The organism is Larkinella knui, assembly GCF_003858645.1.
Taxonomy (GTDB): Bacteria; Bacteroidota; Bacteroidia; order Cytophagales; family Spirosomataceae; genus Larkinella; species Larkinella knui.
This window is the reverse complement of sequence record NZ_RQJP01000001.1, coordinates 1,204,162-1,229,196: the sequence shown is the minus strand read 5'-3', so window position 1 is coordinate 1,229,196 and position 25,035 is coordinate 1,204,162. Positions and strand designations below refer to the sequence as shown.

The window sequence follows — 25,035 nt, the reverse complement described above, 5'->3', positions numbered from 1 at the left end:
ACAATTCAGCGTTAAGGCTGGTTCGCAAATTCGAGAATATACCCGGCTTTTCCATCGCCCTCACTGGCAATGTAAAGCGTTCCGTCGGGCGAAAAGCAAATTCCTTCGGGCTGACGAAATAAGGCAGGATCGAGCGATTGGGTTGCCGTTACCTGCCCTTTCCGATTCAGGACAACCACCTGTTTACCGATCGAGGTCAAAAAATAAATGTCCCCGGTTTTTGGATGAACCGCCAGCCCGGACGGCTTGAATTTATGAACCGCTACGCCAGCCTCAGCCAACACCTCATCCTTGATCGTCAGTCCTTTATAAACCACTTTCGTTTTAATATCGTACATATAAACCACCTTCTCCCCTTTTTTGCCGCCTTCTTTGACGGCAATCATTAGCCGGTTGGTCTGGGCGTCATAGGCCAGTCCTTCGACTTCCACTTTAGCCGGCAAATCAGTCGATAACTGCGCAATCTGCTTCGAAAATGGTTTGAAGTGGTAGAGATCACCGTTGCTTTTGAGGGTATAAATTTCGTTGTCGGCCCATTCAATGCCTTCGAAATCGCCATAGCCACCGAAGACCGACGAGTCGGCCACTTCACTTTTTTTCAGATCATAGATATACGCAACGGCCTTTTCATCCTGCACACACAGCAATTGGTTGGTTTTGTAATACGACAATCCGGAGATTTCCTGCAAATCCGGCGGAAGCGTAAACCGGCGGGACGGCGTTTTTAAATCGTAGGCAAACGAATGACTTTCCGACGCACTGCCCGCGGTTTCCAACTGACTTTCGGCCTTTTTGTCTCCTTTTTTTGAAGTACAAGCATTCAAAAAACTGAACATGGCGAGAACAACCACAACTGGTATTTTCATTAAATTACGTATCGTTTTAGAGAATACATCGGCGACTTGGGATTTCGCCAGCCGTTGACTTCGTTTATTTCACCGGAAAATAATAGGCAGCAACTCCAAATGCCAGCACGGAGGCTGCAAATCCGAACATAAAAGTGGTGTAGGAAATGCGAAGCAACCGGTATTTTTTACCCAACACTTTCCCTAAATAGTAAATATCGCGGGTCATACTGCTGTACAAAAAATCGCTGTCGTTCATCATTTCCCGCATTCCCCATTCATAATCAGCCAGGTCCATTTTATGGAAATTGCCAAAAAATAACAGATTGGCCTGTTTCTGGTGAATGTCTTCTTTTGAAAATCGCCCGCTGGTGATCGTCGGCCGGGTGGCCAGAATGGCGAAGATGGTAGCGACCAGACAACTGCCTGTCAACATGATGGTCGGAATCACCAACTGGGGCCACTCTTCCAGTTTCCGAATCAGAATACTGATGATCAGCGATACGATGATGGTGTTGACCGAAATCATGATGTTTGCCTTGTTGTCGGCCATCGCGCTGAGCTGAAAATGGTTTTGGGAAGTCACCCGAAACATGGTTTCAATGCCCCGTACCGGTTTTTTCGGTTTTTCGGATTCAGCTTCTTCGGTATCATTCTCCGATTTATGCTTGCCCGGTTTGTGTTTGTCTGATTTGTGTTTATCCGACGACTTTCCGTCTTTTTCATCCTCTTCCTCAAGATCAGCCAGTTTATGCCGGGCTTTCTTCAAATTTTTCTCCTTCAGCGGGGTCAAAACTTCTTTCCCGTACTCGGTAAAATACTGGTGTCTTTCCATTAATTGAATCGAACCCTGCAACCACTTTTTCTTGCTAATCTTGCCGAAGGTGCTCTTCATTTCCTGCCGCAGCAATTCGCTACGCTCAAAAAACTGATCGGTACTCAGATGAAACAGATCCGCGTCACAGAGCACTTCAGCGATTTTGGAATGCGGATCTTGCGGCATTTTCGTAGCCAGAATGCTGTCGACAACCGCCTGAACCCGTTCGGGCCCAAGGGGTAATTCTTCCAGAAAAGGCCGGGCCATTTCAGCCCCGGTGGCTTCGTGGTGCTGGCAACTTCTTGCGTACCCCACATCGTGTAGCCAGGCAGCAATCAGGACGTTCTCTAAGTCTTCCGGATTCAGACCGCTTTGCTGGCCAATCAGCTCGGAAGCCTCCACGACCTCGCGGGTGTGTTTCAAATTATGGTATTCCATGCCGTCAGGCATCTGTTGCAGCAACGCTTCCGCATATTCCCGCGTACGGTTAATTGACGATCGATCGGTGGGCATGACATGTTTTTCAAGTTAAACGTAAAATAGTCAGGAACTGTGACAAAAAATAGTATATAAAGTCTAATTGGTACCGGATGAAGTCTCTGCAACAACAATGTATAGGATTATTTTGGTAAAACGACTATACAATTCGACGATTTGTCTGCTAATCACCTAAAATCAGTTAACTTGGTAAACACTGCTGACTTCATTTGTGTTAAATCAGGACTATTCATACCATTGAATTTAAGAATGAGGCCTATTGTACGGAGGCAATTCGGACTGCTCGTTGTGGTTCTGAGTTCGCTTTTCTTTCCGGTTTTTGCGCAACCATCTTATAAGATCAGTGGTCGAATCACCGACGCCGGCACCGGCCAGGGTATTCCTTTCGCCAATGTTGCCATAAAAGGCAAAACCGTTGGAACTACTTCGGACGAAAATGGCAGGTATACGCTGCTATCCAGCCAATCCGGCGACTCGCTTATCGTTTCAAGTTTAGGGTATCAAAACCGGGTTTACTGGCTCAGTCCGGTGTCCGTTCAAACCATCGATGCCGTTCTTACCCCGTCGGCGACGAAATTACAGGAAGTAAAAGTGTACGCAAAAGGCGGTGATCCGGCCTACCGAATCATCCGTGAAGCCATCCGCCGGCGTGATCAGTTTGACCCCGATCAACTGACGGCTTTTCAATACGAAAGCTACTCAAAAGTTGAAGCCTACGTCAATAATTTTGCCAACAAACGCCGGAAAGGACGGGGCCCCGGCCCGATGGGTCGGCTGCTCGCCAAACTGCCCGCCATCTACGACAAAGATGGCAAACCCGCCGTGCCGGTTTACGTTTCGGAGACGTTTTCGGCGTATTATCAGCGGTCTAACCCCCACAAGGTTAAAGAACGAATTTTGAAAAGCCGGGCCTCGGGCGTTGGCGTTAGCGACGGCGGAGTGGCGGCCCAACTCACCGGATCGTCTTTCCAGCAATATAATTTTTACCGGAATTACATCAATCTGCTCCGCAAAGATCTGCCGTCTCCGCTGGGGCAGGCGTGGCAAACGATTTATAAATTTCATCTGATCGACACCGTTACCATCGGCGGAATTGTTTGTTATCAGATCGACTTTGAACCCAAGCGGGCTACGGAACTGGCGTTTTCGGGCACAACCTGGATCGATACCACGCGGCTGGGCTTATCGCAGATCGACGCCAGAATCGACCAGCGGGCCAACATCAATTTTGTGGATGAAATCAGAATCGAGCAGGAATGGGAAGATGTGGACGATAGTACGCAAAGCTCTACGGTTCGCCTGCCGGTTTTGACGCAACTATTGATCGATACCGACGAACCAACGCCCAATGCGCCGGGGGCTTTGGTCCGCCTGTATGTGGCCGCAAGGAATATAAAAGTGAACAAACCGCAGGAGTCGAAATTTTACGAACCGCCCCTTGAACTGGCCGACGATTACAGTGAAAAATCACCGGTTTTCTGGCAGACTATCCGACCCGAAGGATTGAGTCAGGAGGAATTACGCGCCTTTACCATCGTCGATTCCGTACGCAACGTTCCGTTCATGAAGTTGCTGGGAGAAGTGGTCAACCTGACCATGGTGGGCTATTATCCGCTCGGTCCGGTTCACCTCGATGTTGGCCCCCTGCTGAACAGTTATGCCTACAACAATGTAGAAGGCCACCGGTTTCGCCTTGGGCTTCGCACCAATACCGGCTTCAGCCGCCGGTGGATATTGGGTGGTTATCTGGCTTACGGAACCCGCGATCAGCAGTTAAAATACGGGATGAATATTGATTATGTGCTCCGTAAAAAACCGTATACGATTGTCGGCATTCAAAAAACGTATGATCTCGAACGCCTGGGCACCTCGTCGGAAAACCTGGGGGGCAACACGATTTTTGCCGCCTACACGCGTTTCGGAACGCTCCGGCGACCATACATGCAGGAATTTCATAACACCTACCTCAAGAGCGAACTGGGCAAAGGAATTACGCAAACGATCAGTTTACAGAATCGCAGCTTCGAGCCGCTCTTTCCGTTTGCTTATCAAGTCAATAACCCCGAGAAAAAAACCGCTACCTTCTACCGGACCACCGAACTGACGCTGGAAACCCGGTTTGCGCCCGGTTCTCTGATGGTGCAGAGCGAAAATGACCGCTTTATTGTGGAAGGAACCAATAATCCGGTGATCACCTTCCGCTATCAGCTTGGCTTAAAGAATCTACTGGACGGCGATTTTTCCTACCACCGCTTCAGTCTGAACCTGCAGCATTCGTTCCGGGTGGGTGTCCTGGGTCGAACCCGCTATCAGGTAAATGCCGGTTATAGTCCGTCGACGATACCGTATCCGTTGCTGTACATCCCGTTGGGAAATGAGACGTTTTTCCGGGTTGAAAACTCGTATAATCTGATGAACTTCTTTGAATTTGTCACCGATCGGTACGTAGGCGTGATGGCAGAGCATAATTTCGAAGGCCTTTTCTTCAATCGCATTCCTGCCATTCGCCGGTTAAAATGGCGGTTTCTGGCCACCGGCGCGGTATTGATGGGCGGTGTTAGTGAGGCCAACAGCGCGCTGATTCCAGCCACCAACGCGTTGGGGCAGGCGGTTTTGGGATTCCAGTCGTTGAGCCGGGCGCCGTATGTTGAAGTGGGCTACGGGATCGATAACATTTTCAAAGTGTTCCGGGTCGATGCCATTCATCGCCTTACCTACCGGGACAATCCCAATATCTCGACGTTTGGAATCAAAATTTCTGCCTGGGTGAATTTGTAAAGTCCGTTTCAGGCGGGATTCACAACGGTGCCACCAAACGAACCGGCGGCTCGCGGGGTAGTTGTCGGTTAAAACTAATATCTTGCACCCGTAAAAGTTTCCTTATCAACCAGACATTCTTATGGCAAAAGCACCTGAGGCCGAAGTAGCGATTTTAAAAGAATTTATTGACGCCAGTGGCATTTCGGCCACGGCTGACGATCGTGGTTTTTACTACACCATTCAATCGCCCGGTGAGGGGCCCAAACCCACGGTGCGCTCCAACGTGACCGTTAATTATGAAGGCTCGCTGACCAATGGCAAAATTTTTGACCAGGGTAAAAATATAAGTTTTGGCTTGTATCAGCTCATTCTGGGATGGCAGGAAGGTATTCCTTTGATTGCACCGGGAGGCAGCATTACCCTCTATCTACCGCCTAGTCTGGCGTATGGATCCCGGGCTCAGGGCGGCATTCCGGCGAATTCAATTCTGATTTTTAAAATTGATCTGATTCGCATCAACTGACGGTGCACGGAACGCCATCCGTCAATACGACTCCGGCCTTTCAATGGTCATTCCAGCAAGTTCTTCTATCCGAATCTTGCTAAATGACCATCGAAAGGCCGGGTCGCTAAAAACGCGAATGCGTTTCCCTTACAGAATCAGCTTTGAAGGATTGATTCCCACCAGTTCAATATCAAATATCAGTTCTTCGCCCGCCAGCGGATGGTTGGCGTCGAGAGTTACCGAAGTTGCCGTAACATTCCGTACAATAACCGGCACCGCCTGTGGATTACCATCCTGATGCATATTGAGTGTCAGCCCGATTTCGAGTTCAATATCATCGGGAATCAGGGAACGATCAAATTCGAAAATCATGTCTTCGCTCGACGGGCCATAGGCGTCTTCAACCGGAATTCGGACGGTCTTGGCCTCGCCTACTTCCATCCCTTTCACACCTTCGTCGAAACCCCGGATAACCATGCCGCTTCCTACCTGAAACTGCAAGGGCGATCGGCCGCTGGACGAATCAAATACGGTACCATCATTTTTTCTGCCGGTATAGTGCACTTGCACCGTATCTCCAGCCTTTGCTTGTGCCATAATAAATTTAATTGTGTGCTGGCAAAACTACCCAAACCCGTCGAAAGTCAGTCACATTTAGCCGATTATTTGAACCCGCGTACTAACATTTCAAGGCCACCAGGCTAGTAAACCACTCAGCATCAGGGCTGTTCTTGCCGGTCAACGAGCCGTCGCTTAATAAGCCCGGGCAAATACAACTCGTTGTTTTGAAGGTTTTCCGCTGTAAATACAGGTTCCTTCTTCGAGTTCAGCATCCAGTGGAATGCAGCGAATGGTGGCTTTGGTTTCTTCTTTAATGGCCTCTTCGGTTTCGGAAGTTCCGTCCCAGTGTGCCATTAAAAAACCGCCTTTTTCAAGCTGCTCTTTAAACGCGTCGTACGTATCGACCCGGAATGTATTTTCCTGCCGGAATTGGGCGGCTTTTTTGTAGATACTGGCCTGAATTTCGTCCAGCAAACTCTGAATATGAGCCACTAGTCCCTCAGCGGAAATGGTTTCTTTCGTTTTCAGATCCCGGCGGGCAATTTCGACGGTATTGTTTTCCAGATCACGCATGCCCATCGCCAGCCGAACCGGCACTCCGCGAAGCTCATACTCGGCAAATTTCCAGCCGGGCTTGTTCGCGTCGCTGGTATCGTATTTCACCGAAATACCGGCTTTGCGCAATTCTTTAATCAGCGGATTGATTTTTTCCGACAGCTGCGCCAATTGCTCGTCATTTCGAAATATCGGGATGATTACCACCTGAATGGGTGCCAGTTTCGGCGGCAAAACCAGGCCGTCGTCATCGGAGTGCGCCATAATGAGCGCGCCCATCAACCGCGTACTAACGCCCCAGGAAGTTCCCCAGACGTAATCCTGCTGGTTGTCTTTCGTCAGGAATTTCACATCGAAGGCTTTCGCGAAATTCTGGCCCAGAAAGTGAGAGGTACCGGCCTGCAATGCCTTGCCGTCCTGCATCATAGCCTCGATACAGAGCGTATCGTCGGCTCCGGCAAACCGTTCGTTGGCGGTTTTGGTCCCCCGAATTACCGGCATGGCCATCCATTCTTCCGCAAAGGTTGCATAGACATTCAGCATCTGGGTCGTTTCTTCCATCGCTTCCTTCGCCGTGGCGTGGGCGGTGTGGCCCTCCTGCCAGAGAAATTCGGACGTCCGCAGAAAAATCCGGGTCCGCATTTCCCAGCGAACCACATTGGCCCACTGGTTGATCAGCAGCGGCAGGTCACGGTACGACTGAATCCAGTTTTTGTAGGTACTCCAGATAACGGTTTCGGAGGTGGGCCGTACGATCAGTTCTTCTTCCAGTTTGGCTTCCGGGTCAACGATAACTCCGGAGCCATCTTCGGCGTTTTTCAGCCGGTAATGCGTCACCACGGCACACTCCTTGGCAAAGCCTTCCACGTGCGAAGCTTCTTTGCTCAGAAAGGATTTGGGAATGAACAAAGGGAAATAGGCATTGCTGTGGCCGGTTTCCTTAAACATATCGTCTAAAGCCCGCTGCATCTTTTCCCATATTGAAAACCCATACGGTTTAATGATCATACAGCCACGAACCGCCGAGTTTTCGGCCAGATCCGCTCTTTTAATTAACTCGTTATACCACTCGGAATAATTCTCGGAACGCGAAGGAATAGCTTTTGCCATGTCTGACTAAAAATATTTTTTTGTTACGATTAAACCGTAACATACAAATGTGGGTCTAATGTTATGTGAAGCTTGCAAAGATAGGTTTTTCTCCTATATTTGTAATCAAACAGCTTATTTGTAATCAATTTGTCAACTTCTGCGTTTTAGCAATATAAATGGTCCCTAGAACCTTTTATCAAACAACACTATGAAACTGCTTCACACCTGGAAATACCTGACTTTACTGGCCGCGGTTGGCTTTTGGGGCTGTAGCTCCAGTAAACAAACCGCCCAGAATGCGGGTGAATTTGATGATCTTTACGGTTCGTCATCCGATGCAGCCGTCATTTCATCTCCCCAAAAATCGAAACGGTTGACCGATCGTCAATCGACGCAACGGTTCGACCAACGGACGTTGAACTCCAATCCGGATTTTAACGATCAGCAGACGGGTCAGTACAACGACGACGAATACTACAGTGAAGTGTCGGCGCGTAAGGTAACGCGTGGCATTTCGCCGGATCCGGGCTGGAATACCGACAATGCGTACACCAGCGGATTTTCAAACGGGTATAATACCGCGATGATGAACTCAAGCTGGAACCGTTGGGGCTGGAACAGTCCATTTTATGGCGGTCTGAGCCTGGGTATCGGTCTGGGCATGTCATCCTGGGGTTACAACAGCTTCTACAGTCCGTTTTATAGCCCTTTCTACAGCCCGTTTGGCTTCGGTGGTGGTTATGCCTATAGTCCGTTCGGTTACGGTGGCGGTTTCTACGACTCGTTCTACTCGCCTTACGGATACGGTTATAACAGCTTCTACAGCCCCTATTCGTACTATGGTGGTGGCTACGGACGTTCGACGGTGATTGTCAACAATTACAACAACATTGGGGCAAACCGCAATGCGACTTACGGTGCCCGTGGCGGATCGAGCCGCGACCGGTACAACGGAGATTTTGTCAATACACCCCGGAGTTACAACGGCAACAGCGGTGGCCGTCGGTCCGGTGAGTTGAACTCTTCGAACAACACGAGCAATAACGCCTATTACAGCCGTCCAAACAACACCAACTCCGGTTCGGTCAATACTGGCGGGTCGTCTTACGGCGCTGGACGTCAGAATAGTCGCGGGAATGACTATTACTACGGAGGATCGAGCAGCGGTGGCCGGGCGAGTGCCAATAATTCGTATTCAGCACCGACCTATAGCGCTCCAAGCAATTCAGACTACTACGCGGCTCCCCGCCAGAACGGTCGAGGTAGCTACACTCCGCCCTCCGACAATGGCGGAGCACGGTACAGTGCCCCTCAGCATAATACGTACCAGGCACCAACCCGTTCGTATGAAGCGCCTGTACAACGCAGTTACAGTCCGCCTTCCCAACCCAGTTACAGCGCACCTTCGTTCAACAGCGGAGGCAGCCGGGGTGGCAGTGTTGGCGGATCGAGCGGTGGTGGTGGCGGCTACTCTGGCGGTGGCGGATCGCGTGGTCCCCGTTAATTTCGAAAATCATGCCACTGATACCGTGGCTACTAAAAATAAAAAGCCCGTCGATGTTACAATCGACGGGCTTTTTCGTTGTATTATCGTGCCGGAATGGTGGGGACAAAACGAACCAAAGAAGTTTTTTCGGGTTATTTTAAACTAAACGACCCTTTCAGGCATCTATAGTTCGAAATGCGAGTTACCATACAAGTCCGGTAGATGATTTTAACTTCTAGCACCTAATTTTATGAAAAATAGTATCTGCATTGTGGGGTTGCTCCTGTACGCAGGCACAGCTTTTGGCCAGGCTGATATTTACGCTGGCGATGCCTTTCGGTATTCCGAAGTAAATCAAACCGGAACGGCCCGGATGCGCGGTCTGGGTGGCAATCATGCCAGCCTGGGTGGCGATGCCAGTTCAACCTTTGGCAACCCGGCCGGTTTAGGGTTTTACAACCGCTCGGAAATTAGTCTGAGTCCGTCATTCAATCTGTTAAATTCACAGGCTACTTACCTCGGCAACCTGACGACGAACAACACCACGAAGGGAAATATCAGTCAATTTGGGGTCGTGTTAGCGGGTAATAAACAAAATGAAAACCGACGCTGGCGCCGAACCGCTCTAGGAATTACCTACAGTCGGCACGTTAATTTGAACAACAGCTTTCAATTTCAGGGACGAAATAACCGAAGCTCGATTGTTGATACGTACATCGTTGATGCCAATAACCGAAACCTGACGGGCGATCAGATTAATAACGCTTACAACCAAAATACCAATGAAGCCGATTTTCCTTCTGCCGCAGCCTACCAGCTTTTTTTAATCAACGGCTCGCCAACCAGCAATACAGCGGTAACCGGTCCACCCTATTTCCGGTACGATGCCACGGCTCCAACCCAGCAGTTAAATACGTTTGAATCGTCGGGTTCCAATTCGCAATGGACCATAGGCTATGCCGGTAATTTGGATGATAAGTTGTACATCGGCGCGTCTTTAGGGATTAGCCGACTGCGTTACGATTTCGAAAATGTCTACAAGGAAACGGTTATTGGTGGAGCGGTTTTCGATAATTACAGCCAGATCGACAACTTCTCAGTGACGGGTACCGGCATAAATGCCTCGTTGGGCATCATCTATAAACCTGATCGTAATTTGCAGGTAGGTGCTTCGCTAACAACGCCAACATTTACCAGCGTAAAAGAATCGTTCGAGCAATCGCTTCGCGCCGTGGCCAGAGACCCGAATTTGCCCCTCGAAAAAGGAGAAGTTTTTGTTACGCCGAATAACTTTGATTATTCGTTAACGACTCCCTTCCGGGCGTCTGGTGGGTTGACTTACTTTCTGGGTTCGGGCAAAATCGGCTTTATCACCGCAACCGCCGATTACGTAGGTTATTCGGGGATGCGGGTTACCACCAACGTTTATGACGCGCAGGACAATACGGCCTTCAAGAATGATGTAAAAAGAGAGATCCAGGGCACCTACCAAAATGTGGTCAACCTGCGGGCCGGTGCCGAAATCCGGGCGGGCCTGCTGCGAATCCGGGGTGGTGTTGCCTATTTACCCGATGCGTATAAAGAGCGGTTGAATAACATCGACCGGAGCCGGTTACTGCTGTCGGGTGGCTTGGGTTTTCGTACCGATCGTTTTTTCCTGGACGGAAGCGTGACCTACAACACGTTTAAGTCGGCTTACACGCCCTATACCTTGCCCAACACCTCGGATTATGCATCCGCCCAAATCGATTCGAAGCTAACGAATATTACGCTCACAGCGGGTGTATTCTTTTAAGAACGATTCCTCTGCAACAAAAAGAGCTTCCTGTTGGTCAGGAAGCTCTTTTTGTTTTCTGATACCTACTAAATTTTAAGTATTTTCCGCATGTAACCCTAAAATAGTACACGAAATAACGGCATTCAGAACAATTTAATGCGGTTTTAGTTAAGTAATCAGATTCGATCTCAGTGCGTGGCTGGTATTGTGTAACAGGAAACGGGAAGTAGCAAAAGCTACCAGAATTCGAAATTGATCACCCTACTATTCTTTACTTCCTTTTGAAAAAGTCTTTTACTACCGCTTGCGAAACGGATCTGATTGAGGGATTAAAATCCCATAGTCGTATTGCGTTCAGCCAATTATACGATCGCTATGCCGCCACTCTGCTGGGTGTAATTACCAAAATTGTTAAAAACGAAACGGAGGCCGAGGATTTATTACAGGATACATTCGTAAAAGTCTGGAAAAACATCCACCGGCATGACCCCAATAAAGGACGGTTATTCACCTGGCTGCTCAACGTAACCCGGAATACCGCCCTCGATTATCTGCGCTCCCGCAATAAAGCCCCGCATGTTGAATTACCGCAAGACGGCTACCTGATCGGTATGCATGCAACGTTCAATACAGTGGGCTACATCGGATTCAGCGATGTGGTCAATACGACGCTTGACCCCCGCCACTGGCAAATCATCGAGCTGATCTATTTTAAGGGATATACCCAGCAGGAAACCGCCGAGCAGCTCAACCTGCCGCTCGGAACGGTTAAAACCTGGACCCGGATTGCCCTCATTCAGCTTCGGCAAACGTTCCGCAGTGATCAGTTTGCGTTTCAATAAGGGCTAAAGCGCAACCCCGTCATTTTCCTGCAGTTGTAGCTCCGGCTTTTTGGCATTTTGCTTCAGTTCTTCCAGCTTTTTCTTGCCGTAGGCAAACCGGGTGATGGTTACGAACAGAACCGGGACTACAAATATGGCCAGCGAAGTAGCCGCCAACATCCCGCCAAAAACCGTCCAGCCAATGGTTTTCCGCGCAACCGCACCGGCTCCACTGGCCAATACGAGCGGTAATACCCCCAGAATGAAAGCCAGCGACGTCATGATGATCGGGCGAAGCCGCAGTTTCACCGCGTCGAGTGTCGCTTCCAGCAAGTCTACGCCCCGATCGACGCGCTCCTTCGCAAATTCGACAATCAGAATCGCATTTTTAGCGGCCAGACCAATCAGCGTGATTAAACCAATCTGGGCATAAATATTATTGCTCAGATACGGAATCAACGTCAACGTCAGAATGGCGCCAAAGGCTCCAATAGGAACCGACAGCAGAACGGCAAACGGCACGGACCAGCTTTCGTAAAGCGCAGCGAGGAACAAAAAGACGAACAAAATTGATAAGCCGAATATATAAACCGTACTGGAGCCGGAACTGATTTCTTCCCGACTTAACCCCGAAAAGTCGTAGCCATAGCCCGCCGGTAGTACTTTGTCGGCCACCTCACGCAAGGCGTCGATGGCCTGGCCGCTGCTGTATCCCGGTTTTGGACTCCCGTTGATTTCGACAGAGCGAAACAGGTTGTAGTGTGAAATCAGGGGGGCGTTTTCAATGACTTCCGTTTTAATCACCGTACTGAGTGGCACCATGGCGCCCGATCGGTTACGCACAAAATACCGGTTCAGCTGCTGAATGTCGGCCCGATAGGCTGTATCGGCCTGGGCGACGACCCGGAATTTCCGGCCGTAGACGATGAAGTCATTGACGTAAATACTTCCCAGATAGGTCTGCATCGTCGTATACACTTCACTGACATTGATGCCCAGCTTCTTGCATTTTTCCCGATCCACATCGACCCGGAAAGCCGGGGTTTTGGATGTAAAGTAGGTAAAGGCCCGGGCTATTTCCGGTCGCTTGTTGGTTTCGGCAACGAATGTCTGCACCACTTTATCAAAGGCTTTCACGTCGTCAGTACTTTCCCGCTGTTCAATTTCAAAGGTAAAACCGGCCGTTTGACCCAGACCCGGAATAGCCGGTGGCGGAATAACGACCACATTCGCTTCTTTGATGGTCGACAGAGCACGCTGGAGTTTGACCACCACCGAATCGATCTGAACCGACTTATCCGTCCGTTCATCCCACGGTTTTAACTGGGTAAAAACCGTACCACTGTTCGATTTACTGGAAAAGGTGACGGCATTCAAACCGCCCAGGGCGGAAAAGTGGGCGACGTAAGGCTGCTGTTTCAGGATATCCATCACCCGGTTCAAAACCGTTAAACTGCGCGTGGTCGAAGCCGCTTCGGGAATTTCGTAGGTGATGATCACCCGGCCTTCATCTTCCGTTGGAATAAAACCGGTCGGTTTATTTTTGAACAGAAAACCGGTTCCTACGAACAGACAGGCCAGCAGAATTAACACCAGGGGCGATGATTTGATGAGCCGGTTGACTCCCCCGCCATAGGAATTGCTCGTCCGTTCAAACCAGTTGTTAAACTTGAAGAAAAACCAATTCAGTCCTTTTGATTTCGCATTGATTACCGTCGGTTTCAGCATCAATGCGCACAAAGCCGGGGTGAGCGAAAGGGCAATAAAGGCCGAAAGCAGAACCGAAACCGCGATGGTAATGGCAAATTGCTGGTAGAGCCGACCGACAATTCCGGGAATGAAACCCACCGGAACAAACACGGCTGCCAGAATGAGGGCGATCGCTACCACCGGGCCGGAAATATCCCGCATGGCTTTTCGAGTGGCTTCTTTAGCCGAAATCCGCTCATGATCGATGTAATGCTGAACCGCTTCGACGACCACAATGGCATCATCGACCACAATCCCGATCGCCAGTACAAACCCAAATAAGGTAAGCGTATTGATGGTGAAACCGAGCGGGATGAAAAAGGCGAATGTTCCGAGGATGGAAACGGGAATGGCCAGAACCGGAATCAGGGTTGCCCGCCAGTTTTGCAGGAACAAAAATACCACAATCGTAACCAGCGCCAGGGCTTCCAGCAGGGTTTCAACCACTTCATCGACCGAAACCTGAACCACCGAAACCGACTCAAACGGCACGACGTAATCGATGTCTTTGGGGAACGTCTTTTTCAGCTGGTCCATCGCGGCATACACCCCTTTGGCCGTGGAAAGGGCGTTGCTTCCCGGCAACTGATACAGCAGCAAATAGGCAGCCCGGTTGCCGTCGACAAACGAGTTGCTGACGTAACTGAATTTGCCCAACTGAACCCGGGCCACATCTTTCAGGTACACAATGGACCCGGTTTCAGGCTTACTACGAACAACGATATTCCGAAAATCGTCTTCTTTGCTTAACCGGCTATTTGTAAAAACCGTGTATTCGAAGGCTTGTGAGGATTGCTGCGGGGGCGCACCCACAGAACCGGCTGCCACCTGAAGGTTTTGCTCCTGCAAAGCCGCTACCACATCGGCTGGCGTCATGCCCAGCTGCGCAATTTTGTCCGGTTGCAGCCAGATCCGCATACTGAAGTCATCGGCCCGTGAGAAAATATCACCCACCCCTTCGACCCGCAGAAGCGCATCCCGGATGAAAATATTGGCGTAATTATCCAGAAACGAAACGCCGTGGGTCTTGTTCGGCGAATAAATGGCGACCAGCATAAACAAACTCGGGTTGCGTTTCCGAACCGTCAACCCCAGTCGAGTGACCTCGGAGGGCAGCTGCGGCTGCGCAATTCCCACCCGGTTCTGAACATCGAGGGCGGCAATATTGACATCCGTACCGACATTGAACGTCACGTTCATGGTCATCCGACCGTCGCTCGTGCTGTTGCTTTGCAGGTATAGCATGTTGGGCGTTCCGTTTACCTGCGTTTCGATGGGCGTAGCCACCGTCTGCTCCACCGTTTGGGCATCGGCACCGGTATAGGTTCCCGTTACCTGCACAACCGGGGGTGTAATATCCGGGTATTGGCCGATCGGCAGGTTCATGATGGCCAGAATCCCCAACAATACAATGACAATCGAAATTACGATGGCCGTAACCGGCCGGTTGATGAACGTATTGGCAAACATTTTTAAAGCTGATTAACGGGTTTGACCGGTTGTTGACTGAGCCGCCGTGGGTGCCTGCGCAACAGCAGCCGAATCGCCGACAACTTTCACAACCGCTCCTTCCCGTAGTTTCTGGATACCTTCTGTCACAATTTTATCACCCTCACGAATTCCTTCTTTCACAATGATGTTGGGGCCAATGCGGCTGCCAAGCGAAACTTTTCGTTGGGATACTTTGCTACTATCGCCCACTACATACACAAAATATTCACTCATCTGCTCCGTAACGGCTTTGTAGGGAATCAGCAGCCGCTGGCCCGATTCACTGTTCAGAACGCGTACGTTTCCGTTCATGCCTGATTTCAGGAGTTTCTGTTTATTGGCAAAAAACAAGCGCACTTTCAACGTCCCGGTTTGCGGATCGACGGCGCGGTCGATGATTCCGATTTTGCCGGATGCTTTATACGGGCTTCCATCCGGCAGGACAAAAACAAAGGTGGAATCGGTTGTTTTCCGGTTTTGCAGACGAACAAAGCGGGCAATATCCGTTTCATCAACGGAAATATCGACCGCAATCGGGTCTTCCGACGAAATGGTGTTCAGCAGCGTTTGTCCCGGCGAAACGGCGGCCCCCAGCTTGACCTGGGAAATTCCAATCGTTCCGGTCAACGGCGCTTTGATGGTTGAATAGTTCACGTTGGTCGACACCCGGGCAACATTCGCCCGTGCGGCCGCAACCTGCATTTTGGCGGATTCAAGCGCGGCTTCGGCATTATCCACCACCTGACGGGCAATGGCATCCTGCTTGGCCAGCGTTTCGTAGCGATCCGCATCTTTCTGGGCGCGGTTCAGATTGGCCAGAGCCACATTGACATTGGCAACCGCTTCGTCATAACTGGCCTGATACTGCTGTTTATCAATCTCGTATAACTTCTGACCCCGGGCAACTACCTGGCCTTCCGTGAAGAAAATACCGGTGATGTAGCCGGCGATCTGCGGGTAGATTTCGACCTGGTTGAGGGGCGTTACCGTCGCCGGATATTCGTCATAATAAACGGCCGTTCCCTCATTAGCCACGGCCACGGCTACGGCCGTCGGTGGAGGTGGCCCCTGCTGAGCCGGTTTATTGTTGCCACCGCAAGCCGTCAAAAGAACCAGCAATACAACGGGTGTGGAAAGCGTAGTCAGACTCCTATTCATTCGTGTGATCAATAAATATTGAATTTTCTGATTCGTTTTTTAGTAATTCTGCACCGTGCCCAACGCCCGTTGAACATCCAGTTTACTGACTAAAACCTGATATAAAGCATTGAAATAGGTCAACTGCGTGGTGCGAAGATCGTTTTGGGCGATGATGACATCCAGATAGGCCCGTACGCCGGAGCGGTATTGCAGTTGGATAACCCGATATACATCGGTTGCCAGATCAAGATTCTCCTGCAAGGCGCGGTAGGTCGCCAGGTTGCCTTTGTAGTTAGCCATGGCCTGCCGGTATTCGGTGTTGACGGTATTCGAAAGATTGGTTAAATCCCATTGTGACCGTTGAAGCCGGAGTTCGGCAATCCGGGATTCCTGCACGCGCCGGCCCCCCTGATAAATTGGTAAGGCAATGGTCAGCCCAACCAGGGAGTTGGGAAAATTTCGACTGTATAATTTGGCAAATTCGCTGTTTTGAAAGACAAAATTGTAATTGGCCGATGCCGAAACCGTCGGCAAATAAGCCCACCGGTTATAGAGTACGTTGGCTTTTAAAAGCTCCTGCTGCGTGCGGAGCAGCTGAAATTCAATCCGGCTTTCGGGTCGAATGAGTTGCGTCGTATCGATGTAGACTTCGTTGGCGAGTTGCAGCGTATCGTAGGTCAATTTCAGGTCACCATTGGGCGGATACCCCATCAATTGCTTGAGTAACTGCGCTTTACCACCAATCTGTTCCTGAGCCTGTTTGCGTTGCGCCCGCGAATTGTTCAAAGCGATGGCCGCCCGTTTGTAGTCCGTACGGTCGACCAAACCGCTTTTATACTGGTTGGTCGCATCCTGTAAACTCCGTTCTAATCGGGCAATATCGCTATCCAGAATATCGACTTGTTTTTGGGTCAAAATCAGGTCATAAAATGCTTTGCTGACATTCACCGTCACGTCGATCTGATTCGTAACCAGGTTCTGGCGGGCCTGTAAGCGGTAGGTGTCGGCCGTACGGCTGGCCAGGAGCACATCCCGGTTGAATAAATTCTGGGTGAGTGAAAACTGGATGTTCGACAAATTGGCAACCCCGGTTGTCACCGGAATACGCTCGGGCGACGTTAAATTGCTAAAATTCGGGAAGAGCGAAACGGGTTGCTTGAGGTACCGCTGCAAGTTGTAGGCCCCGGAAATCTGGGGCAACCAACTCGACAAAGCACTTCGAATGGTGCGCTCAGCAATCTGCTGATCGATTTCGGATTGTTTAATAACCGGCTGATGTTGAAGCGCATACTGCACGCAACTTTCCAAGGTAGCCTGTTGAAGAGTAGAATCAGTAGACTGTTGCGAATATGACAAAAAAGGCCAAAAACAAATCAGACAGGCAACCAGGTACTTTTTCGCTACGATCATATAGGTATTCGGCGCAATTCACCTTTTTAATACAGCATTTGGGGAAAGCAAACTGTATTGAATACATAATGATTCTTTTAAATGGTTCCGGAACACGGAAAAGTTTATTTAAATGCTCTAATTCCGCATTCGTTATAAATACGCTTCCAGTTGCTTACTAAGTTCTTCGACAGCGGTTTCTCCGGGAATGATCAAATCGGCCTGGGTATAAAAAAAACGACGGTCGTTGTATTTCTGACGCAGGTTTTCCAGTAAAGTGGGGTCTTGCCGATTGAAAAGCGGGCGGTCGTTCTGGTTGTGACGCAACATCCGCTCGAGCAGTTGTTCGGGTGAAACGTCCAGAAAAATGCTCAATCCGGCCGTTTTGATGTACGCCATATTATCGTGGAAGCACGGCATTCCGCCCCCCGTGGCAATCACCAGTTGACTATTGGGCTGAATCGTATGCAAAACCCGGCTTTCGACTTCCCGAAAATAGGGCTCGCCGTCGGTCTTGAATATAGCATTGATACTGCGCCCTCCTTCTTCACGAATGATGAGTTTATCGGTATCCACAAACCGGTAGGCCAGATGCCGGGCCAGCCGTTTTCCGAGCGTGCTTTTTCCCGAAGACGGCATTCCTACCAAAAAAATATTTTTCATTCACTATGCCTTGATAAACAATCACTTATTTCGCAGCCACCAAAGCCACGGCTTCCTCCGGAGTTGGCGTATCGGTATGGTGCCACTTGCCTTTCACAACACCGCCACTAACCAGCCACAAGCCGGGATTGGAGCGAACAATGGTTTTCAGCACCGTGGCATCGGCCTTGTACACCGGAATAGAAAGCTGGTATTCATGGCGAAAATCATTGATTTCTTTATCGCTCACCGACGTCAGAATCATCGGCATGATGTTTTTGGACTCCACCCCTTTCATCAATTTCCGGATGGCCGGCATATCGCCAATGCTCAGATCTTCCAGATCCCGGATAATAAGCATCAGTTTATTGCCTTCAAACGTAGACTGGGTGAAGTCTCCTTCATCGTTCCAGACGCGATAATCCGTAATTTTGGGTTTGGCCGACTCATTGAGCAGGATCATTTCCTTGAACTTGTAGGTCGTATCAGTCGGGTATTTTTCAAACTCAACGTCCTTTCCGTCTTTCTCCATTTTATAGGAAAACCGCAAAGGCTCAGACGGTTGCATTTGGGTAGGAATACTTTTCCCAACCGCATACGGCAATAAATCAAGCGGTGGAAGGTGCTGAATGGCGTAGACGCCAATGCCGATTGAGAGGACCGTGGCCATACCGACCAGAAAACCGGTACGGGTATTGCGAAATACGTTACGCTGCCAGATGATGACCAGAATCAGCACCAGCAAAAAGATATCTTTACTGAACGAAGTCCACGGTTTGAGCTTGATCGCATCGCCAAAACACCCGCAATCCGTCACTTTATTGAAATAGGCCGAATAGAACGTCAAAAATGTAAAAAAGACGATCAGCGCCAGCAATACCCAGGCGGTAAACCGGATTCGGTACGACAGTAGCAGGGCAACGCCCAACACCACTTCGGCTGCGCAGAAAAATACCGACAGAATCAGCGTGAACGGAATCAGACCGTGGAAAAAACCCGCCATCGACGGCACATCGAGCGCAAAGACTTCAAAATATTCGGTGAGTTTAATCTGGGTGCCAACGGGGTCATTGATCTTGATCAATCCCGAAAAAATAAAAATCATCCCCACGATAAAACGGGCGATTTGCGCCATGACGCGCTGCCAGGTTGCCACTTTGGGGACGGCAACGGCACGGGTTTTACTACTATTCATTCAGGTACAGAGGTTGCTACGACGCCTAGTTTTATTAAACAGAATACCGCATAATTGATCATATCCATGTAGTTGGCATCGACGCCTTCGGAGATCAGCGTTTTGCCCTGATTATCCTCAATCTGCTTCGTACGAAGCAATTTCATCAGGATAATGTCAGTCATCGAACTGACCCGCATTTCCCGCCATGCTTCGCCATAATCGTGGTTTTTGGCAAACAGCAGGGTCATTACGTTACTTACCTGCCGGTCATACAGTTGCGTCAATTCGTCCACCGGAATGTCCATCTGGTCGTTATCCGCCAGCTCCAGTTGTATCAACGCCATGACGCAGTAGTTGATAATGCCCATGAATTCCGGGATTACGCCCTCTTCGATGCGCTGCGTTTTGAGTTCCTGTAACGTACGAATGCGTTGCGCTTTAATGTAGATCTGGTCCGTGATCGAGGGCAGCCGCAGAATGCGCCAGGCCGTACCGTAGTCTTTATTCTTTTTCTGGAAAACCTCTTTGCAGAGTTGAATGACTTGCCGATATTGAGCTTCGGTTTGCAACATACGTTGGAATCTTCAGTTGTCAATCTTCAGTAGCCATTCGTTTTCTGCCGCCCTTTGACTTTTGACCGCAGAAAGAGAACCAATGACTACCCACTAATTTCATGCCGAAAGTTAAGAAAAAAACGCTCAATCTACGGGGAAATGTTCTGGACCTGACCACGCCGGTGGTGATGGGAATACTGAACGTGAATGCGGATTCGTTTTATGCTGACAGCCGCATACTGTCTGTCGATCAGGCCATTGAGCGGGCTGCAAGCATGCGTTCGGAAGGCGCTTCGCTGCTCGACATCGGCGGTTACTCAACGCGTCCCGGAGCAGTCGATATTAGCGCGGAAGAAGAATCGGACCGGGTTTTGCCGATTCTTGAAGCCCTTGGACGTACGTTTCCGGATCTGTGGCTGTCGGTCGATACCTTCCGGGCAGCGGTGGCCCGGCAGGCCGTTGAAGCCGGTGCGGTATTGATCAACGACGTTTCGGGGGGAACCCTCGATGCCATGATGTTCGAAACCGTTGCCCGGTTGGGGGTTCCGTATATACTGATGCACATGCGAGGCACTCCGCAAACCATGACCCAGTTTACCAGTTACAACGACCTGGTGCCCGATATTCTTTTCGAAATCCAGCAACAACTGGCCCGGTTGCGGGCCCTGGGCCAAACCGATGTGGTGATCGACCCGGGGTTTGGATTTGCGAAAACGCCACCACAGAACTTTCAGGTGTTGAACCAGCTGGAAGCCTTCCAGACGTTCGACGCTCCGCTGCTGGTGGGGCTGTCACGCAAGTCAACGATTTGGCGAACGCTGGCGATCCGACCCGAAGACGCTTTAAATGGAACGACGGTATTGAATACGATAGCCCTGACAAAAGGGGCGGACATTTTACGGGTTCATGACGTACGCGAAGCCGTGGAAGCCATCAAACTGGTGGCAAGTTGTCAACCTGTTGCTTAAAACCGGATTCCCTGAACCCACTAAAAAGTTGAATTTTGATATGAAAATTGGTTTTCTCGATATTGAATGGTTCGATGTGCTGGACGTACTTCTGCTGGCCTTTCTGCTGTATCAGATCTATTTTCTGGTAAAAGGCACCATCGCCAGCCGGATATTTCTCGGCTATTTGCTGGTTTATTTGCTATATCTGGTGGCAAAAGCCATTGGGCTGGAGTTGCTGACCACACTGTTGGGCTACTTCATCAGCGTCGGTGCGCTGGCATTGATCATCATTTTTCAACAGGAAATCCGACGATTTCTGTTGATTATCGGAAAATCGACCAACATTGCCAACAGCCGGTTTGTGATGCGCTGGTTCCGTCAGCCTTCTGCCACAGAACCAACTACGCCCCTGAAGCCAATTATCGACGCCTGCAAATCCATGTCGTCCGAGTTTACCGGCGGTTTGATCGTTATTGCTAAAAATGATGATCTGGAGAAATTTATTCAATCGGGCGACCGTCTGGATGCTCTGATTTCCAAGCGGTTGCTCCTTTCTATCGCCGGGCAGTATAGCCCCTTGCGCGACGGAGCCGTCATTATTTCCGAAGACCGCATCCGGGCCGCACGGTGTATTTTGCCCATTTCTGAAAACGACGAAATCCTGACATCCACCGGTTTTCGACACCGGGCCGCCATCGGCATTAGCGAAGTCACCGATGCCGCATCCATTGCCATATCGGAAGAAACCGGTCGCATTTCATTAGCGATCGATGGTGAATTATACCCCAATATTTCATCTGGCGAACTGGAAGAAAAACTACAGCAATACTTAATGGAACTAAACAAAGTCAGGAAGCGGGAAGGCGGAAAAGATACCCCGGTCGAGTAATGAAATGTTACTGATTCTTTTTTTTAATTAACTAATAATCAGCCAGCTAGTCGTTATTTAAACAAATAATACCGCTTACTAACTTTGGGAGTTTAATTGCCCTAACCAGCTTATTTTTATAAAGCGGAAACGTAAACTGCATTGTTATACTACCAAACGAACCTAAATTTCACTGCAGCTTATGTTAACTCAAATTGAATATAATCAGCTTCCTCTGCCGAAAAAGGCCGATTTGCTCTGGCGTCATGGTCAGCATTTGTTGAATCGGCCTTCGCCCCCGTTCACGGTTAGCCTCTATCTTGTCGGCGATTTTTTTGTTGAAGCTTATTTCGGTGAGAGTACGTACTACGAAGGCAATCATGAGCTCCTGCATCTGTTTTCACTTCATACTCAAAACCGACGCAAATCGAGGAGCCAATACCCGTTTGAGCGGTATCTGGATCAGATCGATCTGCAGGCACTTATTCGGGATTAGACCGCTTTTACAACTCAATGCGTCGATTTATCACCCCAGTTTTTCCGTAAACTGAGGTAAAAGCCCGAACTGTTCGAATACAGTCTGCCCTGATCGTCCGCAAACGAAACCGTTGCCTGCATGCCCTGCAGAAAAGACACCGGAAAGCCCACCATCAGGAGTGATGAAAACTGACGGATTCTTTCAGGAAACGGTTTGTTATACGTTCCATAGTTTTCACTCCAGGAGCATTTCAGTTGAAAAACATAGACCTCATTACAGCGGCCTTCTACCCCCAGGTGCAGGACTCGTACGCGGTTATTGTTGGAAAATATCACCAGCTGATCGGTGTAGGAGCGCGGTAGCGTGGGGTTTGTATCGTTCGCAGGGGGAATGAAAGGCGTACCAATCGTTCGGCCTACATACGACCAACCATCGATGTATTGCCCGTGATTAAAATAATTATCCGATCCGCGTTCCTTGTTCAGGTAACTAAAAGTAGAACCACCCTGACTTTTGGTAAACAAAAACTCCGCTACGGCCGTTTGAATGCGCCATCGTTGGGTAGCCGGTTTTGTATTCCGAAAACGCACGCCATTCAACCCGTCGGCGATATTGGTTAAATAATAAAGTGAACCATCTTCATAAATACTCTGGCGATAAAAAAGCAGGGTAAATGATTTATTCAGTATTTCAAAACCGACGTCCACCGTCCCCAGGTGATTGCCAACCCGATTTCCCCGGTCGTTTTTGCTGTATTCCGTCGTGTCGATTGCGTTCCCTTTTGCGGCCAGTGACAAGCCGGTTATCGCATTGATATAATTTTTAAAACCGCTTGGAAAGCGGCCGTTCTTAATTACATCATCCCCGGTAATAACCTCACTCCGACCGGCCCACTGCACCTGGTGATTGAATCCGCCGTACAACCGAATCGGCCAGTTGGGTTTGCCCAGACGCCCATACAAGGCCTTCTGATGCAAATAAGAATGCGTGACCGGACCTTTGTTACCGAACCATCCGTGGGCAAACAATCCGCGAAAGGCAATGAGTCCCTTTGTAAAACCGATGGGTGTATAATCGGCCAGTGAAAGCTGGATTTTGGGCATCGGTAGCGCATTTCCCGACCAGCTATACGAACCTGATCCCACGTGGGTCGAGTCGGCGAGCCCAATCGTTTCCCGACGCCGACCCGCCAGCAGTTCAAGACCCCGGAATTTTACTTTTCCGTAGCCTTCGGGAAGTAGAAATGCGGATTTTGATGCGATATTCCCAACCCATTCCAGACCGTAACCCCAGGCGATTCGCCGGTGTTTCCTGGCATAATCGGCACTGATTCCGGCGCGTGCCATCAGGAATGGCGATGTGTTGGGAAAAATACCGTATTGGTTGGTCCGCAGCCAGAAAGGCGTTCGTTTGGCGGTGCTGCCCGACAGACCCAGTTCCGCGAAGATGTGAATGGATGATTTCCTGTCAACGGTTTCTGTGTGCGTAGAATCCTGTCCAAAAACCGGGAGCAAACAAACAAAAAAGTAGAATCCTACCAGCAAACGTATCCTCATACCGCATCGCGTCAACTATAAATCATCCGATGTAGTTTAGACGACGTATGCGGTAAGAAGTAATTAATTCTACACTGAATTTTCAATAAAGCAGAAATAGCCGTTTCCGGTTTTGTACAGATCTGATCAACCAGGATTTGTACAAAACCGGAAACGGCTATTGGAACAACTCTTTTTATTTGCTTGGCACTTTGCCCGCAGCTACATCCGCCAGCGAATCAGCGCCAACCAGTTTTTTATACAGTGTCAATGCCTGGGCCACCACCTGATCCATGTTGTAATAGCGGTAGGTTCCTAGTCGGCCAACAAAGTATACATTTTGTTGTTGATCGGCCAGTTGCTTGTATTTCCGGTACAATTCGGCATTTTCCGGCATCGGAACGGGGTAATAAGGATCGCCCTCCGCTTGTGGATATTCGAAGGTGATACTGGTTTTGGTCGGATGTTCCTGCCCCGTCAAATGCTTGTATTCCGTCACCCGGGTATACGCATTGTCATTGGGATAATTGACAACGGCCACCGGCTGATGCCACTCTTCGTTCAAGGTTTTGTGCTCAAAATGCAGGGACCGATACGGCAGTTTACCAAAACAGTGGTCAAAATATTCGTCGACCGGACCAGTATAAATCAGCTGATCGTATGACAAACTGTCTTTTACATCTTTAAAATCCGTCCCCAGCATCAACGTAATATTCGGATGATCGACCATTTTCTCGAACATCTTCGTAAACCCGTGCAAGGGCATCGACTGAAATTCATCCGAGAAATACCGGTCGTCCTGATTGGTCCGGGTCGGAATTCGGGAGGTAACGGATTTGTCTAATTCCGAGGGGTAAACGCCCCACTGCTTTTTGGTATAATACTTAAAAAACTTCTCGTAAAGATCACGGCCAACCTGGCTAACCACCACATCTTCAGAGGTTTTTATTTCAGCAACCGGTTCTCCTACGGTCTTGAAATAGTCACTGAGTTCTTCCGATGTAAAGTTTTTCCCGTACAGTTTATTGACGGTATCCAGATTAATCGGGATGGGTAGTAACTGCCCTTCGACCGACGCCAGTACCCGGTGTTCATAAGGCCGCCATTCCGTAAAATTAGATAGATAGCCAAATACTTCCGGCGAATTGGTATGAAAAATATGGGGGCCGTACAGATGGATTAAAATACCGTCTTCATTGTAGTAATCATACGCGTTTCCGCCAATGTGGGGGCGTTTATCAATTACCAGAACTTTCTTTCCGGACTGGCTGGCCAACCGTTCGGCCAACACGCTACCGGCGTATCCGGCTCCAACAATTGCAAAGTCGTAATGCTGCATAAACAG

The 25,035-nt window shown here is 49.5% G+C and carries 20 protein-coding genes; 8 read left to right on the top strand and 12 right to left on the bottom strand.

What is annotated here, in order from left to right:
• Positions 1-11: 11 nt before the first annotated feature.
• Together EHT87_RS05015 and EHT87_RS05010 are read right to left on the bottom strand one after the other, a co-directional pair.
• Positions 12-866, bottom strand: a complete 855-nt coding sequence (locus EHT87_RS05015; protein WP_124904460.1) for an SdiA-regulated domain-containing protein — start codon at positions 864-866, stop codon at positions 12-14.
• A 64-nt stretch (positions 867-930) separates the two neighbouring features.
• Complete coding sequence (locus EHT87_RS05010; RefSeq protein ID WP_124904458.1) at positions 931-2,175, bottom strand: Pycsar system effector family protein; 1,245 nt, start codon at positions 2,173-2,175, stop codon at positions 931-933.
• Positions 2,176-2,409: 234 nt separating this feature from the next.
• On the opposite strand from EHT87_RS05010, the gene EHT87_RS05005 reads away from it, so the two are divergent.
• Entirely contained in the window at positions 2,410-4,938 is a 2,529-nt protein-coding gene (locus EHT87_RS05005) for a DUF5686 and carboxypeptidase-like regulatory domain-containing protein (RefSeq protein WP_124904456.1), read from the top strand.
• Positions 4,939-5,059: 121 nt separating this feature from the next.
• Positions 5,060-5,443 carry an FKBP-type peptidyl-prolyl cis-trans isomerase gene (locus EHT87_RS05000; protein ID WP_124904454.1) on the top strand — a complete coding sequence of 128 codons (384 nt, stop codon included), beginning with the start codon at positions 5,060-5,062 and terminating at the stop codon, positions 5,441-5,443.
• 129 nt (positions 5,444-5,572) lie between these two features.
• Here EHT87_RS05000 and EHT87_RS04995 read toward each other — a convergent pair whose 3' ends face one another.
• Positions 5,573-6,022, bottom strand: coding sequence for an FKBP-type peptidyl-prolyl cis-trans isomerase (locus EHT87_RS04995; protein ID WP_124904452.1), 450 nt, complete (start codon positions 6,020-6,022; stop codon positions 5,573-5,575).
• Between the two features lie 156 nt (positions 6,023-6,178).
• Positions 6,179-7,651 carry a proline--tRNA ligase gene (proS, locus tag EHT87_RS04990; RefSeq protein WP_124904450.1) on the bottom strand — a complete coding sequence of 491 codons (1,473 nt, stop codon included), beginning with the start codon at positions 7,649-7,651 and terminating at the stop codon, positions 6,179-6,181.
• A gap of 190 nt (positions 7,652-7,841) precedes the next feature.
• On the opposite strand from proS, the gene EHT87_RS04985 reads away from it, so the two are divergent.
• The 3 genes from EHT87_RS04985 to EHT87_RS04975 all read left to right on the top strand — a co-directional run bounded on the left by EHT87_RS04985 (position 7,842) and on the right by EHT87_RS04975 (position 11,738).
• Complete coding sequence (locus tag EHT87_RS04985; protein ID WP_124904448.1) at positions 7,842-9,137, top strand: pilus assembly protein; 1,296 nt, start codon at positions 7,842-7,844, stop codon at positions 9,135-9,137.
• A gap of 232 nt (positions 9,138-9,369) precedes the next feature.
• Positions 9,370-10,914: an OmpP1/FadL family transporter gene (locus tag EHT87_RS04980; RefSeq protein ID WP_124904446.1), complete on the top strand. Its 1,545-nt coding sequence runs from the start codon at positions 9,370-9,372 to the stop codon at positions 10,912-10,914.
• Between the two features lie 263 nt (positions 10,915-11,177).
• A complete protein-coding gene (locus tag EHT87_RS04975) occupies positions 11,178-11,738 on the top strand; it encodes an RNA polymerase sigma factor (protein WP_124904444.1) in 561 nt (186 codons plus the stop codon).
• 3 nt (positions 11,739-11,741) lie between these two features.
• On the opposite strand, the gene EHT87_RS04970 is transcribed toward EHT87_RS04975, so the two are convergent.
• The 6 genes from EHT87_RS04970 to EHT87_RS04945 form a co-directional block, all read right to left on the bottom strand.
• Positions 11,742-14,936 (bottom strand): efflux RND transporter permease subunit, encoded by a 3,195-nt coding sequence (locus EHT87_RS04970; RefSeq protein WP_124904442.1) that lies wholly within the window; start codon positions 14,934-14,936, stop codon positions 11,742-11,744.
• Positions 14,937-14,948: 12 nt separating this feature from the next.
• A complete protein-coding gene (locus EHT87_RS04965) occupies positions 14,949-16,115 on the bottom strand; it encodes an efflux RND transporter periplasmic adaptor subunit (protein ID WP_124904440.1) in 1,167 nt (388 codons plus the stop codon).
• Between the two features lie 39 nt (positions 16,116-16,154).
• The gene (locus tag EHT87_RS04960; RefSeq protein ID WP_310587510.1) at positions 16,155-17,405 is read right to left on the bottom strand and encodes a TolC family protein; all 1,251 of its coding nucleotides are present in this window, start codon (positions 17,403-17,405) and stop codon (positions 16,155-16,157) included.
• Positions 17,406-17,639: 234 nt separating this feature from the next.
• Complete coding sequence (locus tag EHT87_RS04955) at positions 17,640-18,149, bottom strand: shikimate kinase (protein WP_124904436.1); 510 nt, start codon at positions 18,147-18,149, stop codon at positions 17,640-17,642.
• 25 nt (positions 18,150-18,174) lie between these two features.
• Positions 18,175-19,323: a BT_3928 family protein gene (locus EHT87_RS04950; RefSeq protein ID WP_124904434.1), complete on the bottom strand. Its 1,149-nt coding sequence runs from the start codon at positions 19,321-19,323 to the stop codon at positions 18,175-18,177.
• Positions 19,320-19,877: a DUF1599 domain-containing protein gene (locus tag EHT87_RS04945; RefSeq protein ID WP_124904432.1), complete on the bottom strand. Its 558-nt coding sequence runs from the start codon at positions 19,875-19,877 to the stop codon at positions 19,320-19,322. The genes EHT87_RS04950 and EHT87_RS04945 overlap by 4 nt, the downstream gene beginning before the upstream one ends.
• 101 nt (positions 19,878-19,978) lie before the next feature.
• Between EHT87_RS04945 and folP the strand changes: the two genes are divergently transcribed.
• The 3 genes from folP (at position 19,979) to EHT87_RS04930 (ending at position 22,173) form a co-directional block, all read left to right on the top strand.
• Positions 19,979-20,827 (top strand): dihydropteroate synthase, encoded by an 849-nt coding sequence (gene folP / locus EHT87_RS04940; protein WP_124904430.1) that lies wholly within the window; start codon positions 19,979-19,981, stop codon positions 20,825-20,827.
• Between the two features lie 40 nt (positions 20,828-20,867).
• Complete coding sequence (gene cdaA / locus EHT87_RS04935; RefSeq protein ID WP_124904428.1) at positions 20,868-21,698, top strand: diadenylate cyclase CdaA; 831 nt, start codon at positions 20,868-20,870, stop codon at positions 21,696-21,698.
• A 181-nt stretch (positions 21,699-21,879) separates the two neighbouring features.
• On the top strand, positions 21,880-22,173 hold the full coding sequence (locus EHT87_RS04930) for a hypothetical protein (RefSeq protein ID WP_124904426.1): 294 nt from the start codon (positions 21,880-21,882) through the stop codon (positions 22,171-22,173).
• 14 nt (positions 22,174-22,187) lie between these two features.
• Here EHT87_RS04930 and EHT87_RS04925 read toward each other — a convergent pair whose 3' ends face one another.
• Both EHT87_RS04925 and glf read right to left on the bottom strand, forming a co-directional pair.
• Positions 22,188-23,711 (bottom strand): capsule assembly Wzi family protein, encoded by a 1,524-nt coding sequence (locus EHT87_RS04925; RefSeq protein WP_124904424.1) that lies wholly within the window; start codon positions 23,709-23,711, stop codon positions 22,188-22,190.
• A gap of 175 nt (positions 23,712-23,886) precedes the next feature.
• Complete coding sequence (gene glf / locus EHT87_RS04920; protein WP_124904422.1) at positions 23,887-25,029, bottom strand: UDP-galactopyranose mutase; 1,143 nt, start codon at positions 25,027-25,029, stop codon at positions 23,887-23,889.
• Between the last annotated feature and the right edge of the window lie 6 nt (positions 25,030-25,035).

Bases quoted from the DNA above. Each gene is read 5' to 3' on its own strand.
- EHT87_RS04995 (WP_124904452.1), bottom strand. From the start codon at position 6,022: ATGGCACAAGCAAAGGCTGGAGATACGGTGCAAGTGCACTATACCGGC.
- EHT87_RS05010 (WP_124904458.1), bottom strand. From the start codon at position 2,175: ATGCCCACCGATCGATCGTCAATTAACCGTACGCGGGAATATGCGGAA.
- EHT87_RS05000 (WP_124904454.1), top strand. From the start codon at position 5,060: ATGGCAAAAGCACCTGAGGCCGAAGTAGCGATTTTAAAAGAATTTATT.
- EHT87_RS04950 (WP_124904434.1), bottom strand. From the start codon at position 19,323: ATGAATAGTAGTAAAACCCGTGCCGTTGCCGTCCCCAAAGTGGCAACC.
- EHT87_RS04965 (WP_124904440.1), bottom strand. From the start codon at position 16,115: ATGAATAGGAGTCTGACTACGCTTTCCACACCCGTTGTATTGCTGGTT.
- EHT87_RS04985 (WP_124904448.1), top strand. From the start codon at position 7,842: ATGAAACTGCTTCACACCTGGAAATACCTGACTTTACTGGCCGCGGTT.
- EHT87_RS04945 (WP_124904432.1), bottom strand. From the start codon at position 19,877: ATGTTGCAAACCGAAGCTCAATATCGGCAAGTCATTCAACTCTGCAAA.
- cdaA (WP_124904428.1), top strand. From the start codon at position 20,868: ATGAAAATTGGTTTTCTCGATATTGAATGGTTCGATGTGCTGGACGTA.
- glf (WP_124904422.1), bottom strand. From the start codon at position 25,029: ATGCAGCATTACGACTTTGCAATTGTTGGAGCCGGATACGCCGGTAGC.
- EHT87_RS04970 (WP_124904442.1), bottom strand. From the start codon at position 14,936: ATGTTTGCCAATACGTTCATCAACCGGCCGGTTACGGCCATCGTAATT.
- EHT87_RS05015 (WP_124904460.1), bottom strand. From the start codon at position 866: ATGAAAATACCAGTTGTGGTTGTTCTCGCCATGTTCAGTTTTTTGAAT.
- folP (WP_124904430.1), top strand. From the start codon at position 19,979: ATGCCGAAAGTTAAGAAAAAAACGCTCAATCTACGGGGAAATGTTCTG.
- EHT87_RS04955 (WP_124904436.1), bottom strand. From the start codon at position 18,149: ATGAAAAATATTTTTTTGGTAGGAATGCCGTCTTCGGGAAAAAGCACG.
- EHT87_RS04930 (WP_124904426.1), top strand. From the start codon at position 21,880: ATGTTAACTCAAATTGAATATAATCAGCTTCCTCTGCCGAAAAAGGCC.
- proS (WP_124904450.1), bottom strand. From the start codon at position 7,651: ATGGCAAAAGCTATTCCTTCGCGTTCCGAGAATTATTCCGAGTGGTAT.
- EHT87_RS04980 (WP_124904446.1), top strand. From the start codon at position 9,370: ATGAAAAATAGTATCTGCATTGTGGGGTTGCTCCTGTACGCAGGCACA.
- EHT87_RS04925 (WP_124904424.1), bottom strand. From the start codon at position 23,711: ATGAGGATACGTTTGCTGGTAGGATTCTACTTTTTTGTTTGTTTGCTC.
- EHT87_RS05005 (WP_124904456.1), top strand. From the start codon at position 2,410: ATGAGGCCTATTGTACGGAGGCAATTCGGACTGCTCGTTGTGGTTCTG.